Source organism: Microbacterium festucae, from assembly GCF_025421715.1.
Taxonomy (GTDB): Bacteria; Actinomycetota; Actinomycetes; order Actinomycetales; family Microbacteriaceae; genus Microbacterium; species Microbacterium festucae.
Genome location: NZ_JAOEFC010000003.1, coordinates 391589 through 406276 on the forward strand (window position 1 = coordinate 391589; position 14688 = coordinate 406276).

The 14688-nt window shown below is 73.4% G+C and carries 12 protein-coding genes; 5 read left to right on the plus strand and 7 right to left on the minus strand.

The features are described 5' to 3' along the window. The first annotated feature begins 9 nt into the window (after positions 1-9). The gene (locus tag N3K63_RS12205) at positions 10-1764 is read left to right on the plus strand and encodes a phosphatase PAP2 family protein (protein ID WP_261580449.1); all 1755 of its coding nucleotides are present in this window, start codon (positions 10-12) and stop codon (positions 1762-1764) included. Positions 1765-1808: 44 nt separating this feature from the next. Here the strand turns inward: N3K63_RS12205 and N3K63_RS12210 are convergent, their stop codons facing one another. Then, positions 1809-2036 carry a DUF1272 domain-containing protein gene (locus N3K63_RS12210; RefSeq protein ID WP_261580450.1) on the minus strand — a complete coding sequence of 76 codons (228 nt, stop codon included), beginning with the start codon at positions 2034-2036 and terminating at the stop codon, positions 1809-1811. Between the two features lie 334 nt (positions 2037-2370). Between N3K63_RS12210 and N3K63_RS12215 the strand changes: the two genes are divergently transcribed. Next, the gene (locus N3K63_RS12215) at positions 2371-3255 is read left to right on the plus strand and encodes an aminodeoxychorismate lyase (RefSeq protein WP_261580451.1); all 885 of its coding nucleotides are present in this window, start codon (positions 2371-2373) and stop codon (positions 3253-3255) included. 99 nt (positions 3256-3354) lie between these two features. Here the strand turns inward: N3K63_RS12215 and N3K63_RS12220 are convergent, their stop codons facing one another. The 5 genes from N3K63_RS12220 to pstS all read right to left on the minus strand — a co-directional run bounded on the left by N3K63_RS12220 (position 3355) and on the right by pstS (position 8027). Then, positions 3355-3891 (minus strand): endonuclease domain-containing protein, encoded by a 537-nt coding sequence (locus N3K63_RS12220; protein ID WP_261580452.1) that lies wholly within the window; start codon positions 3889-3891, stop codon positions 3355-3357. Positions 3892-3959: 68 nt separating this feature from the next. Further along, positions 3960-4739: a phosphate ABC transporter ATP-binding protein PstB gene (pstB, locus tag N3K63_RS12225; protein ID WP_261580453.1), complete on the minus strand. Its 780-nt coding sequence runs from the start codon at positions 4737-4739 to the stop codon at positions 3960-3962. A 37-nt stretch (positions 4740-4776) separates the two neighbouring features. Next, positions 4777-5871 carry a phosphate ABC transporter permease PstA gene (pstA, locus tag N3K63_RS12230; RefSeq protein WP_261580454.1) on the minus strand — a complete coding sequence of 365 codons (1095 nt, stop codon included), beginning with the start codon at positions 5869-5871 and terminating at the stop codon, positions 4777-4779. Next, on the minus strand, positions 5871-6827 hold the full coding sequence (pstC, locus tag N3K63_RS12235; protein ID WP_261580455.1) for a phosphate ABC transporter permease subunit PstC: 957 nt from the start codon (positions 6825-6827) through the stop codon (positions 5871-5873). The genes pstA and pstC overlap by 1 nt, the downstream gene beginning before the upstream one ends. A 105-nt stretch (positions 6828-6932) precedes the next feature. Continuing rightward, positions 6933-8027 (minus strand): phosphate ABC transporter substrate-binding protein PstS, encoded by a 1095-nt coding sequence (gene pstS, locus N3K63_RS12240; protein WP_261580456.1) that lies wholly within the window; start codon positions 8025-8027, stop codon positions 6933-6935. A 189-nt stretch (positions 8028-8216) separates the two neighbouring features. Here pstS and N3K63_RS12245 point away from each other — a divergent pair, with 189 nt between their 5' ends. The 3 genes from N3K63_RS12245 to N3K63_RS12255 are packed head-to-tail and all read left to right on the plus strand — an operon-like array spanning position 8217 to position 14174. Then, positions 8217-8915 (plus strand): hypothetical protein, encoded by a 699-nt coding sequence (locus N3K63_RS12245; RefSeq protein WP_261580457.1) that lies wholly within the window; start codon positions 8217-8219, stop codon positions 8913-8915. Between the two features lies 1 nt (position 8916). Then, positions 8917-12876, plus strand: coding sequence for a Pls/PosA family non-ribosomal peptide synthetase (locus N3K63_RS12250; protein WP_261580458.1), 3960 nt, complete (start codon positions 8917-8919; stop codon positions 12874-12876). Then, positions 12876-14174, plus strand: coding sequence for a M1 family metallopeptidase (locus N3K63_RS12255; protein ID WP_261580459.1), 1299 nt, complete (start codon positions 12876-12878; stop codon positions 14172-14174). The genes N3K63_RS12250 and N3K63_RS12255 overlap by 1 nt, the downstream gene beginning before the upstream one ends. On the opposite strand, the gene N3K63_RS12260 is transcribed toward N3K63_RS12255, so the two are convergent. Further along, positions 14119-14685 carry a chemotaxis protein CheY gene (locus tag N3K63_RS12260; RefSeq protein WP_261580460.1) on the minus strand — a complete coding sequence of 189 codons (567 nt, stop codon included), beginning with the start codon at positions 14683-14685 and terminating at the stop codon, positions 14119-14121. The genes N3K63_RS12255 and N3K63_RS12260 overlap by 56 nt on opposite strands. Between the last annotated feature and the right edge of the window lie 3 nt (positions 14686-14688).

Consider the following 14688-nt stretch of genomic DNA (forward strand, 5'->3'; position numbering starts at 1 on the left):
TATTTCCGCGTGTCCGCAGCTCATCCCCGCCCCCGAACACCGCGCGTCGTCGCATCCGTCGTCGGACTGGGGGTGTTCCTCACCGGCGCGTTGACGGCCGCCCCCGCCTATGCGGCCGACGGCTTCACCGACGCGCAGAAGCAGGCCGTCTACAGCTCCGACACCACCGCCGGCACCGGCAGCCAGTCGGCGCCTGACCCCGCCAACTGGTCGGTGGCGATGATGGACGTGTTCACCGATCTGCGCACCGACCGCGGCGAAGGCGGGAACGCGGCGGTGATGGACGTCAACGACCAGCTCACCAGCAGCATCAACCTCGGCGCCACCGACGCTCAGCGCGAGCGCGCCATCGTCGACCAGTACGGCGACATGGCCCTCACCATGGCCGACGGCCTGGGCGCGCGGCTCGGCGACATCTACGCCACGGCCTGGGAGGCGGGCGAGCTGCCCAAGACCCGCTGGCTGCTGAGCAAGAGCGGCGGCAAGGTCGGCTCGGTCTCGTCGACCAACCCGCCGAAGAACTTCTTCGACTTCGACCGCCCCTATCTGCGGCTCGACCCGCAGACGCAGCTGCGCTACGTCGACCGCGAGGGCGGCGACGCGTGGGGCTCCACGAGCGGCGCCTTCCCGTCGGGGCACACCTCGCAGGCCTACTGGCAGGGCGTCTCGCTGGCGACGCTGCTGCCCGAGCTCGCACCGCAGATTCTCGCGCGCACGTCGGAGGCCGGTCACAACCGCATCGTCATGGGGGCCCACTACCCGCTCGACGTCATCAGCGGCCGCATGATGGGCGAGAAGATCGTGCAGCTGCGCCTGGCCGACGACGCCTTCCGTGCGCTCATGGACGAAGCCTCGGCCGAACTGCGCTCGGTGCTCGCCGCCGGCTGCGGCGCGACGCTGGCCACCTGCATCGCCGACGACACCCCGTACCTGCCCACCGACGAGGCCCTCGCCGTCTACGCCGACCGCCTGCACTACGACTTCCCGACCACCGGGCCGGCAGACGCGGCCGTGGTGGTTCCCGAAGGTGCCGAGACGCTGCTGCTGTCGAGCCACCCCGAGCTGACCGCCGACCAGCGCCGCCAGGTGCTCGCCCTCACCGCCGCGCCGTCGGGTCACCCCCTCGACGTCGGAGAGCAGGAGAGCTGGCAGCGCCTCGACCTGGCCGCGGCCATGAGCGCCCAGGTGACCGTCGCCCCCGACGGCACCGTGTCGCTGGGCTCCGGCACCGGCCAGCCCCCGGTCGACCCCGAGCCCACGCCCGAGCCGACCCCCACCCCCGGCCCGACCACCCAGCCCACCCCGACCCCGGCTCCCACCACTCCGGCGCCGTCGGCGACCACCCCGGCCGCCCCGGTGGCCGACGGCGACGACCTTCCGGCCGCCGCCGAGGGTCGCATCACCGCGACGCTCTCGGGCAGCACGGTCTCGCTCGGCGGCCTGACGGCGGGTGAGCGCTACTTCGTCTACGCCTACTCGACGCCCACCGCGCTGGGCTGGACGCAGGCGGATGCCGCGGGCACGGCATCCGTGTCGCTGCCGGCCGCGCTCGCACCGGGGGCGCACCGCATCGCCGTGCTGAGCGCCGACGGCACCCTCGTCGGCTGGGCCGCGATCACCGTGCCCGCCGCCACACCGGCCGGGTCGGCGCTGCCGGCCACGGGCGGCGACGCGGCAGGCCTGTGGGTGACCGGACTGACCGCGTCGATGGTGCTCGCGGCGGGCATCGTGCTCGCCCTGCGCCACCGCGCACGTCGCGCCTGATCCACGGCACCCGCTGTGCGTGGGGGTGGCGTCGCGGGGCGTCGTCAGGCGGGTGAGAGCACGCGGGTCGTGCCGGCGGGGTGGCGGCGCAGCGCCTCGGCGGGGCGCACCGGCCGCAGCTGCAGGTCGCCGCCGCAGTTCGGGCACGCCCGCCCGGGAAAGCCGGCGACGCAGTCGGGGCACCAGGTGCACTCGAACGAGCAGATGAGCGCCGCGTCGTGCGGGGCCAGGTCGCGGTCGCAGCGTTCGCAGTTCGGACGGATCTCGAGCATGCCCCCACGGTAGGGGCGGGCGGAGGCGCCGGCGAGCAGGCGCCCGGCCACAGGTCGTCGCGTTCCTGCCAGCATGCGCAGACGCGGCGCCGGAGCGGGAGCGGCGCCCGGGCAGAGAAGTGCCGGGCCGCAGAAACGCCTCTCGGCGCAAGGCCGCTCGAAGCGGCAGAAGATGGAGCCCGGGGTTACTGCGGCCCGGCTGTTCCATTCTAACCGGCGCCGCCGCCGTGGCATTCCCTGAGGCGTCCCGGGGGCGTGGCTGAGGCGTGCCGGGGGCGTCCCGGAGGCGTGGCGGAGGCGTGGCTTTCGCGCGGCGGCGCCGTAGGCTCGACCCATGGCTTGGCGCTTCGCCCTCATGATCGACCCCGCGGCATCCGACGACGGCCGCACCGACTACGACGCGACGTTCACGCAGGTGGACCCGTCGGCTCCGGCTCTGACGGTGGGGGAGTTGAGCACGCAGCGCGGCGACGGCATCTTCGAGTCGATCGGCGTCGTCGACGGCCACCCGCAAGAGGTCACCGCGCACCTCGAGCGCCTCGCGCACTCGGCGCGGCTGTGCGACCTGCCCGTTCCCCACCTGGGGCAGTGGCGGCAGGCTGTGGCCCGCGCCGCCGCCGCGTGCGGTGAGGGGGAGGCGGTCATCAAGCTGATCCTGAGCCGCGGCGTCGAGCACGGTCCCACGCCCACCGCGTGGGTGACCGCCGCGACGGCGGCCGACTTCACCGCGCCCCGCACCGACGGCATCCGCGTGGTGACCCTCGACCGCGGCTACGGGCTGGCGACGCCGGCGCAGGCGCCGTGGCTGCTGCTGGGGGCGAAGACCCTCTCGTATGCGGTCAACATGGCCGCGCTGCGCGAGGCCCACCGTCGCGGCGCCGACGACGCGATCTTCACGACCAGCGACGGATTCGTGCTGGAGGCCCCGACCGCCAGCCTCATCCTGCGGCGCGGCGACACGTTCGTCACCCCGGCGCCCAACGCCGGCATCCTGCACGGCACGACGCAGCTGAGCCTGTTCGAGCACCTCGAGGCGCAGGGCCACGAGGTCGCCTACGAGACCGTTCCCGTCGCCGCGCTCGCCACCGCCGACGCCGCATGGCTGGTCTCGAGCGTGCGTCTGGCAGCGCCCATCACCGCCGTCGACGGCACCCCCGTGCCCCACGACGCCGCCCTCACCGCGGCGATGAACGCCTACCTGCTGAGCCCCCGCGACTGAGCCGCCGCCGCGCGCGCCGCGCGCCCGCCGCACAAGTGCGGTGCCGTCAGGCCGACACGCCGGCCCACGGCATCCGTCGGCGGCGTGTCGCGCTGCGGCTCACCCCGTTGTGCGGCCGGTGAGGTGCAGCCCCGCGTCGACGAGGCCCATCACGGCGGCTTCGACGGTCGGCCAGTCGTGCACGACCAGCGCGTAGTCGAAGCGCACGGTCAGGTAGCCCCACGCCGCCGCGTGGGCATCGCGCACGAGGTCTTTGTGCCGGTGCGAGGCGTCGTCGTGGTTGCCGCGGCCGTCGACCTCGACGATCAGCCGGTCGCTGATGAGCACGTCGACCACCCCGACTGAGGTGATGCGCACCTGCGTGCGCACGGTCAGCCGGCGATGCCGCAGCCGCCAGCGGAACAGCGATTCCAGCCCGCTGTCGGCGTCGTCGCGCGACAGCCGCAGCGCCTCGCGTGCCTGCGGCCCCACGCGCCCGTGCAGCCACTGACGTGCAGCGCCGCTCAGGATGCCGAGACGGCGAGCAGACTCGACGGCGACGAAGAACGCCTCGACGCCGCGGCACCGCAGCAGCTGCTCCAGCACGCGCGGCACCGAGGGCAGGCCGAAGCCGTCGGTGCGCCGCCGCGGCGACATCGGTGGACAGAGACGAAGAACGGATGCCGGGGGAGGAACCCCCGGCATCCGTCGTCAGCTCGCGGTGATCACCCGAAGCGGCCCGAGACGTAGTCCTCGGTGGCCTGCACGGTGGGCGTCGTGAAGATCGACGTGGTGTCGTTGTACTCGATGAGCTTGCCCGGCTTGCCGGTGCCGGCGATGTTGAAGAACGCCGTCTTGTCGGACACGCGCGAGGCCTGCTGCATGTTGTGGGTCACGATCACGATCGTGTAGTCGGCCTTCAGCTCGCCGATCAGCTCTTCGATCGCGTAGGTCGAGATCGGGTCGAGGGCCGAGCAGGGCTCGTCCATGAGCAGCACGTCGGGCGCGACGGCGATCGCACGCGCGATGCACAGACGCTGCTGCTGGCCGCCCGACAGGCCCGAGCCGGGCTTGTCGAGGCGGTCCTTGACCTCGTTCCACAGGTTGGCGCCGCGCAGCGACTTCTCGACGAGCGCGTCGGCGTCGCTCTTGGAGATGCGCTTGTTGTTGAGCTTCACACCTGCCAGCACGTTCTCCTTGATCGACATCGTCGGGAACGGGTTGGGGCGCTGGAAGACCATGCCCACCTGGCGGCGCACGAGCACCGGGTCGACGCCCGGGCCGTAGAGGTCGTCGCCGTCGAGCAGCACCTGACCCTCGACGCGGGCGCCGGGGATGACTTCGTGCATGCGGTTGAGCGTGCGCAGGAAGGTCGACTTGCCGCAGCCCGAGGGGCCGATGAACGCGGTGACGCTGCGGGGCTGGATGTCGAGGGAGACCCCCTCGACGGCGAGGAAGTCGCCGTAGAAGACGTTGAGGTCGTTGACTTCGATGCTCTTGGACACGTCGGTTCTCTCTGGTTCTTGATCGGATGCCGCGGGCTCAGCGGCCGAACTTGGGGGCGAACTTCTTCGCGATGAAACGGGCGAGCAGGTTCAGCACCATGACGAGGATGATGAGGGTCAGTGCGCCCGCCCACGCGCGCCCGAGGGCCGCGTCGATGTTGGTGCCGGGGTTCTGGAACTGCGTGTACACGAACACCGGCAGCGTCATCATCGGCTGGTTGGTGAGGTCGAGGTTCAGCGACGTCGTGAAGCCGGCCGTCAGCAGCAGCGGCGCGGTCTCGCCGATGACGCGCGAGATCGACAGCATGATGCCGGTGGTGATGCCCGCGATGGCGGTGGGGAGGACGACCTTGGCGATCGTGAGCCACTTGGGCACGCCCAGCGCGTAGCTGGCCTCACGCAGCTCGTTGGGCACCAGGCGCAGCATCTCTTCGCTGGAGCGCACGACGACGGGGATCATCAGCACCGTCAGCGACAGTGCGCCCATCATGCCCATGTACTTGCCGGGGCCGATGATCATGGTGAACAGGGCCACGATGAACAGACCCGCCACGATCGAGGGGATGCCGGTCATGACGTCGACGAAGAACGTGATCGCCTTGGCGAGACGGCCGCGACCGTACTCGACGAGGTAGATGGAGGTCAGCAGGCCGATCGGCACCGAGATGATCGCCGCGACCAGCGTGATCAGCAGGGTGCCCCAGATGGCGTGCAGGGCGCCGCCGCCCTCGCCGACGACGTTGCGCATCGTCCAGGTGAAGAAGGTCGCGTCGAAGCGGGCGATGCCGTTGACGATGACCGTGTACATCAGCGAGATGAGGGGGAGGAGGGCGATCGCGAAGGCGATGCTCACCAGCACCGTGGCCAGGCGGTCGACGGCACGGCGGGGCGTCTCGATGACGGCCGAGAGCACGACCAGGCCGATGCCGAACAGCACGATGGCGATGATGACGGCGGCGCCGATGTTGAAGGCGGCCGCGTCACCCCCGGCGAGGATCGCGAAGACCGCGCACGAGAGCACCAGGGCGATGCCCAGCAGGGTCCACGGCAGCCACTTGGGCAGCTGGCCGGCGGTGAGGCTGTTCGAGACGCGCTCGGGCGCCGGGGCGGGGGCGGTGGTCGTGGTGGCCATCAGTTGGCTCCCGAGAACTCGGCGCGGCGGCTGACGATCCAGCGCGCGAACGCATTGACGGCGAAGGTGACGATGAACAGCACGAGACCGGTGGCGATCAGGGCGTTGACGCCGCTGCCGTGGGCTTCACCGAACTTGAGGGCGATGTTGGCCGGGATGGTCGTCGGGTTGGTCGAGGTGAGCACCTCGAAGGTGACCGCGCTCGAGGCCGACAGCACCATGGTCACGGCCATCGTCTCGCCCAGCGCCCGGCCGAGGGCCAGCATCGCGGCCGAGACCATGCCGCCGCGGGCGAACGGGAAGACGGCCATGCGGATCATCTCCCAGCGGGTCGAGCCGAGGGCCAGTGCCGCCTCTTCGTGGAGCTTGGGGGTCTGCAGGAACACCTCGCGGCAGATGGCGGTCATGATCGGGAGGATCATCACGGCCAGCACGATCGCGGCGGTGAGGATGGTGCGGCCGGTGGCCGAGACCGTGCCGCTGAACAGCGGGAACCAGCCGACGTTGGCGTTGAGCCACACGTAGAACGGCTGCACCCAGCCGGCGAGCACGAGTGCGCCCCACAGGCCGAAGACGACCGAGGGGATCGCGGCGAGCAGGTCGATGATGTAGCCGAGCACCGCCGCGATGCGGCGGGGGGCGTAGTGCGAGATGAACAGCGCGATGCCGATGCTCAGCGGCGCCGCGAAGATGAGCGCCAGCAGGGCGGCCCAGATCGTGCCGAACACGAGCGGCCCGACGTACGCGAGGAAGGTCTGCCCGCGCAGGATCGAGTTGTCGGCGGGGTCTTCGGTGAGCGCGGGGATCGACTGCGCGACGAGGAAGACGGTGACGGCGACGAGGATGAGCAGGATCAGGATGCCGGAACCGAGGGCGGTGCCGGAGAAGACGGCGTCGCCGAGACGTCGCTTGGCGGCGACCGTCTGGGGTCGCACCGGGGTGGTGGCGGTGGTCATGGTCTCCTCGAACCTTGTCTCATCGAGTCGGGTCTCATCGAGTCGGGGCTTCCGGGCAGGTGCCCCGGCCTGAGTTCAGACCGGGGCACCTGCGGACGGGAGTGATCAGCCGATCAGCGAGATGGCGGCGTTGATCTGCTCACGCAGGTTGTCCGACAGCGGGGCCGAGCCGGCAGCCTCCTGGGCCACGTCCTGACCCTCGGCGCTGACGACGTAGCTGAAGTACTCGCGCACGAGCTCAGCGGTGGCCTCGTCCTCGTAAGCCTCGCACCCGATGAGGTAGCTCACCAGGGCGATCGGGTACGAGCCGGCCGGAGCGGCGGCGGGGTCGACGTCGAAGACGAGGTCGCCCTCGCCGCGGCCCTCGACCAGCGGCGACGCCTCGACGAGCGCGGCAGCGGCCTCGGACGAGTACGAGACGAACTCGTCGCCGACCTTGATCGCGACGGTGCCCAGGTCACGCGCCTGCGAGGCGTCGGCGTAGCCGATGGTGCCCGCGCCGCCCTTGACGGCGGCGACGACACCCGAGGTGCCCTGCGCGGCCTCACCCGATGCCAGCGGCCACTCGTCGGAGGCCTCGTGCGGCCACGCCTCGGGGGCGACCGCCTCGAGGTAACCGGTGAAGATGTCGCTCGTGCCCGAGGGGTCGGAGCGGTGCACCGGCGAGATGGCGGTGTCGGGCAGGGTCACGTCGGTGTTGAGGTCGGCGATGGCCGGGTCGTTCCACGTGGTGATGTCGCCGTTGAAGATCTTCGCGATGGTGGCCGCGTCGAGGTTGAGCGACTCGACACCCTCGAGGTTGAAGATGACCGCGACGGGGGAGATGTAGGCGGGGACCTCGACGATGGCGTCGCTGGTGCACGAGCCGAAGCCGCCGGCGGCGATCTCCTCCTCGTTGAACGCGCGGTCGGAGCCGATGTACGACTGGCCGCCGGCGAGGAAGTTGTCACGGCCGACGCCCGAGCCGGTGGCCTGGTAGTTGATGGTGACGCCCGGGTTCGCGGTCTGGAACGCGGCGACCCACGCCTGCTGCGCGGCGTCCTGCGACGAGGCGCCGGTGGCGTTGAGGGTGCCCTCGAGGGTCGAGGCGCTGGCGTCGCCGGAGGGGGTGCCGGAGGGCTCGTTGGCCGCACACGCGGTGAGGGCGAGAGCGGCGACGGCGCCCAGGGCGCCGATCTGGGCGAAACGGGAAAGCTTCACGGGGTGATTCCTTCGGGTGTCAGGGAGGTGCCCTGTCGTGCAGGGCGAGGATCTGCCCTTGGTGCAGGGCTCGTCCGAGACGGTAGACACCGACTCTTACGAGAGTGCGCTGCGGCGGTGAACGGGAGGTGAACGACTTCCCGCGTCACCCCGGTGCGGCGTTCATCTGCGGGCGATACCCTCACCGGCATGACCAAGCCCACGAAGGCCGAGCGCGCCGCGCGCGAGGCGACTGCCACCGCCGCCGACGCCGCGTCCCGCGCGAAGAAGACCGCTCGCACGCTGAGCAAGAAACTCGCCGGAGAGCTGGACGACTACATCGAGGAGGCCCGCGAGGCCGCCGACGTCTCCAAGAAGAAGCTGCGCGCCAAGCCGAAGAAGGTGGCCGCGCGCGCCGAGCGGGCCGCCCGCCGCCTCGAGCGCGCGGTGGCCAAGACCGTCGCCAAGGCCGAGCGCAAGTCGCGGCTGCGCGCCGAGGCCCGTCGTGCCGCCGAGGACGCCGCCCGCGCCGAGGCCGAGGCGGCAGCGCGTGCCGCCGAGGCCAAAGCACTGAAGAAGGCGGCCCGTCAGGCCGAGCGTGCCGCGGCCCGCGCCGAGCAGGAGTCGGCCGCCGCCGACGAAGAGCTGGCCGTCGCGCTCACCGCCCCCGCCGAGCCCGAGGTCGAGGTCGTCGAGACCCCGGCCTCGAAGACCCCGGCCCCGAAGACCACGGCCCCGAAGACCCCGGCCCGCCGAACCTCGAAGCAGACCCCGAAGCAGGCGCCGAAGGCTGCCGCCGAGCCCGTCGAGACCCTCACGGTGGCGCAGCTGCGCCAGCGCGCCCGCGCCGCCGGTCACACGGGCTACTCGCGACTGACCAAGGCGCAGCTGATCGATCTGCTGTCCTGACGTGCCCGCCCCCGCAGCCCCTTCGCCCGACGCCGCTTCCGACGCCGGCGCGCAGGCGGTGCTCGACGCCGCGCGCGTCGCGCCGCCTGCGCGCACGCTGCTCGACATCCTGCGGGAGACCGCGACGCGGCATCCTCAGGAGTCCGCCCTCGACGACGGCTCGGGGGCGCTGAGCTACCGCGAGCTGCTCGCGCGGGTGGGGCGCACGGCGGCGATGCTCGTCGAGGCGGGGGTGCGGCGGGGCGACCGGGTGGGCATCCGGATGCCGTCGGGATCGAAGGAGCTGTACATCGGCATCCTCGGCACGATCGCCGCGGGGGCGGCGTATGTGCCGGTCGACGCCGACGACCCCGAGGAGCGGGCGCGGCTGGTGTTCGGCGAGGCGGCCGTGGCCGGGGTGATCGAGGGCGCCGGGGTCTTCCGCCCCGCCGCCGCAACCGCCGAGCGCGCGCTCTTCGACGGCGAGAGCGCGCACCCGACGACCGCCGCCGTGCGCGCCGTGCCGCCGCCGACCCCCGACGACGACGCCTGGGTGATCTTCACCTCGGGGTCGACGGGGGTCCCCAAGGGCGTCGCCGTCAGCCACCGCTCGGCCGCGGCCTTCGTCGACGCCGAGGCGCGCCTGTTCCTGACGGGTGCCCCGCTCGCGCCGGGCGACCGCGTGCTGGCGGGGCTCTCGGTGGCCTTCGACGCCTCGTGCGAGGAGATGTGGCTGGCGTGGCGCCACGGCGCCTGCCTCGTGCCCGCGCCCCGCTCGCTGGTGCGCTCGGGCGAAGACCTCGCCCCGTGGCTGCTGCGGCAGGGCATCACCGTCGTGTCCACCGTGCCGACGCTGGCGGCGATGTGGCCGGGCGAGGCGATCGAGAACGTGCGCCTGCTGATCTTCGGCGGCGAGGCCTGCCCGCCCGAACTGGCCGCCCGCCTCGCGGCGGACGGTCGAGAGGTGTGGAACACGTACGGTCCGACCGAGGCGACCGTCGTCGCGTGCGCCGCGCTGCTGGGCGGCGAGGGACCGGTGCGCATCGGCCTCCCGCTGGACGGCTGGGCCCTGGCCGTCGTCGACGCCGAGGGGGCGCGCGTCGAGCCGGGCGGCATCGGCGAGCTCATCATCGGCGGCGTCGGGCTGGCGCGCTACCTCGACCCCGCGAAGGATGCCGAGAAGTACGCGCCGATGCCCTCGCTCGGCTGGGAGCGGGCCTACCGCTCCGGCGACCTCGTGCGCTTCGACCCCGAGGGGCTCGTCTTCCAGGGGCGCGCCGACGACCAGGTGAAGGTCGGCGGCCGCCGCATCGAGCTGGGCGAGGTGGAGGCCGCGCTGCAGGAGCTCCCCGGCGTCACCGGCGCCGCGGCGGCGGTGCGCACCACCGAGGCCGGCGTGCCGGTGCTCGTGGGCTACCTCGCCGCCCCCGCCGACTTCGACCGCGCCGCCGCCCGCGCCGACCTCGCCGGGCGGCTGCCCGCGCCGATGGTGCCCCTGCTGGCCGTGGTCGACGACCTGCCGGTGCGCACGTCGGGCAAGGTCGACCGCGCCGCGCTGCCGTGGCCGCTGCCGGGCATCGAGCCGGCCGCCACCGACTTCACCCCGGGCGAGGCGTGGCTGGCCGCACAGTGGCAGGCGGTGCTGGGCCTGCCGGTCACCCGCCGCAAAGACGACTTCTTCGACCTCGGCGGCGGCTCGCTCGCCGCCGCCCAGCTGGTCTCTCGCATCCGCGTGCGGGTGCCCGAGTTCTCGGTCGCCGACATCTACGACGTGCCGCGGCTGGGCGCGATGGCCAAGGCGCTCGGCTCGGCGCTCACCGACGACGTCGCCGACGGCTACCGGCGGCCCGCGCCCACGCCGCTGCGCATGCAGTGGCTGCAGTCGCTGCTGGCGGCGCCGCTGTTCGTGCTCACCGGCATCCGCTGGCTGCTGTGCCTGCTGACCGCGTCGGCGATCCTCGGCACCGTGCCGGGGTTCGAGGTGCTGCCGCAGGCCCCGCTGTGGCTGCTCGTGCTCGGCCTCGTGGTCTTCGCCACCCCGTTCGGGCGCATGGCGATCGCCGCCGTCGCCGCCCGGGTGCTGCTGCGGGGCCTGCGCCCCGGCGACTACCCGCGCGGCGGCTGGGTGCACGTGCGGCTGTGGCTGGCCGAGCAGATCGCCGACCAGGTGGGCGCCGTGGGGCTCGCCGGCGCGCCCTGGGTGAGCTACTACGCCCGCGCGCTCGGCGCCCGCATCGGCCGCGGTGTCGACCTGCACGCCCTGCCACCCATCACCGGCATGCTCCAGATCGGCGACGGGGCGGCGATCGAGCCCGAGGTCGACCTCAGCGGCTATTGGATCGACGGCGACGTCGTGCGCATCGGCGGCATCCGCATCGGCGCCGACGCCTCGATCGGCGCGCGCAGCACCCTGGCCCCCGGCACCCGCATCGGCCGCCGCGCCGAGATCGCCCCGGGCTCGGCGGTCTTCGGGCGCGTGCGGGCCGATCAGACGTGGGCGGGCTCGCCCGCCGTGCGGGTGGGCGGCGTCTCGACGCACTGGCCCGCCGAGCGCGCACCTGCGCCGCACCGCTGGCTGTGGGCGTATGGCGCCTCGGCGGCCGGGCTCGCGCTGCTTCCCATCGTCGCCTTCGCCGCCGGCGCCCTCGTCGTCGCGCAGGGGGTGCGCGGCGCTGCGACGCTCGGCGAGGCGCTGGCGGGCACGCTCCCGTGGCTCGTGCCGGGGGTGCTGGTGACCGGTGTCGTGTTCGCCGGTGCGGTCGTGGCGGCCGTGCGGCTGCTGTCGATCCGCCTCGACGAGGGCGTGCACCCGGTGCGCAGCCGCGTGGCCTGGCAGGCGTGGACCATCGAGCGGCTGCTCGACTCGGCCCGCACCATCCTCTTCCCGCTCTACTCGAGCCTGTTCACGCCGGTGTGGCTGCGGATGCTGGGCGCCGAGGTGGGGCGCGACGTCGAGGCGTCGACGGTGCTGTTGATCCCCTCGCTCACCCGCATCGAAGACGGGGCGTTCCTCGCCGACGACACGATGGTCGCCTCCTACGAGCTGCACGGCGGCTGGATGCGGCTGGGCACGGTGCGCCTGGGCAAACGCGCGTTCCTCGGCAACTCGGGCATGGCCGCCCCCGGGCACCGCGTGCCCAAGGACGGCCTGGTCGCGGTGCTGTCGTCGGCGCCCGCGAAGGCGAAGGCCGGCTCGTCGTGGCTCGGGTCTCCGGCCGTGCGGCTGCGCCGGGTGACCGCCGACGGCGATCAGGAGCGCACCTACCGCCCGGCCACCCGCCTGCGGGTCGCCCGCACGCTGTGGGAGCTGTGCCGCATCGTGCCGGTGATCGTCACGTGCGCCCTGGGGGTGCTCGTGGTGTTCGCGCTGGCCGCGCTCGTGGATGCGGTGGGCGTCGGCTGGGCGGTGCCGGTGTCGGGTGTGGTCGTGCTGGTGGCCGGCGCGCTCGCGGCGGGTGTCTCCACAGCCGCGAAGTGGCTGATCGTCGGGCCGATCCGCGCCGGCGAGCAGCCGCTGTGGTCGAGCTTCGTCTGGCGCACCGAGGTCTCCGACACCTTCACCGAGATGGTCGCGGCGCCGTGGTTCGCCCGTGCGGCGGCGGGCACGCCCGCCCTGGCGGTGTGGCTGCGCAGCCTGGGTGCCAGAATCGGGCGCGGCGTGTGGTGCGATTCATACTGGCTGCCCGAGCCCGACCTCGTCACCCTGGGCGACGCCTCGACGGTGAATCGGGGCTGCGTTGTGCAGACCCACCTGTTCCATGATCGAATCATGAGCATGGACACCGTCGAACTCGAGGCCGGCGCCACGCTCGGCCCGCACAGCGTGATCCTGCCCGCCGCCTCGATCGGCGCCGACGCCACCGTGGGACCGGCCTCGCTCGTGATGCGCGGCGAGTCGGTGCCGGTCGGCTCGCGCTGGAGCGGCAACCCGATCGGCCCGTGGCGCGCGGTCACCGTGCGCGCCTACCAGTCCACCACCTGATGGGCGGCGGCGACCCCTACGTCCCCGAGAGCGGCGACGCCTCGTTCGACGTCGACGGCTACGACCTGACGCTCGACTACACCGTGCGCACCAACCGGCTCGAGGGCCGGGCGGTCATCACCGCGACCGCCGTCGCGGCGCTCTCGGCGTTCAGCCTCGACCTGGTGGGGCTGCGCGCCACGCGCGTGCGCGTCGACGGCGAGCGGCGCACCGCGTTCCGCCAGGGGCCGCGCAAGCTGCGCATCACGCCGGCACGGCCGATCGCCGCGGGGGAGGCCTTCTCGATCGAGGTGACCTACGGCGGCGCGCCCGCCCCGCGCCGGTCGCGGTGGGGCACGATCGGCTGGGAAGAGCTCGAAGACGGCGCGCTGGTCGCCTCGCAGCCCACCGGCGCCCCCACCTGGTTCCCGTGCAACGACCGGCCCGACGCGCGCGCGCAGATGCGCCTGTCGGTGACCACCGACGCCGGCTACACCGCGGTGCCCACCGGTCGCCCGGTCTCGTCGGTCGCGGCCCGGGGCCGCACGACGGTCGTCGCCGAGAGCCGTGTCCCCGTGGCCACCTACCTCGCTGCCGTGCACGTCGGCCGCTATCGCGAGAGCTGGCTCGCCGCCGACCCGCGCGTGCGGGTGTTCGCACCGCCGGCGCTCGCCGCCGACGCGGCCCGCGGGTTCGCCCGGGTGCCCGAGATGATGGCCCTCTTCGAGTCGGCGTTCGGGCCCTACCCGCAGGAGGACTGCGCGCTCGTGGTCACCCCCGACGAGCTCGAGATCCCCCTCGAGGCGCAGGGCCTGGCCGTCTTCGGGGCCAACCACCTCGCGTTCGAGCAGCAGCGCCTCATCGCCCACGAGCTCTCGCACCAGTGGTTCGGCAACAGCGTCGGCATCGGCCGCTGGCAGGACATCTGGCTCAACGAGGGCTTCGCGTGCTTCGCCGAGTGGCTGTGGTCGGAGCGCTCGGGCGGTCACACCGTCGCGCAGAAGGCGGCGCGTCATCACGCCCGGCTGCACGCCCTGCCGCATGACCTCGTGATCGCCGACCCCGGGCCCGATCTGATGTTCGACGACCGCGTCTACAAGCGCGGCGCGCTCACCCTTTATGCCCTGCGGTGCGCCGTCGGCGCCGACACGTTCGCGCAGATCGTGCACGCGTGGGTGGCCGAGAACCGGCACTCGCTGGCATCCACCGACGACTTCCGCGCCTGCGTGGCGCGGGTGGCGGGCGAGGGGGCGGCTGCGGTGCTCACGCCGTGGCTGGATGCCGCGCCGCTGCCGCCTCTTCCCGCACCGCGACGCTGACCACGAGCCCCGCCGGTGCCGCCGGCTCCCACCCCGCATAGGTGTGCGCCGATCCCGGCACGCGCGCCGTCCACCCGTCGGCGTGCGCGGTGACGCGCACCGTCTGCGGCGCGACGGCGAGGCCGCGGCCGTCGGCCTTCAGGGCCGCCTCCACGCGCACCCACTGCGTCAGCCCGCCGGTGACCACGCCCTGCCAGCCCGCGGCGTCGCGCACCGCATCGTCCACCGGCTCGGCGTCGATCCCGAGGGCGGCGATCCCCGTCGCCGGCGCCACCGCGACCACGGCGAGCCCGCCGGCATAGCTCGCTGACGCCCGCCACGCCGCACCGGCCACCGTCAGCGCGCCGTGCCCGTCGCTGCCGCACCGACCGCAGCGCTGCGCGATCACGGCATCCGGGTGGCCCGTCTGGGCGAGCAGGCCCCGCAGCAGGGCGCGCGAGGTCTCGCGGCGGGCAGTCCCGTCGGGCACGGGTGCCCACGCGAGCAGCACGCCCCGGCCGGCCCCGGTCACCGG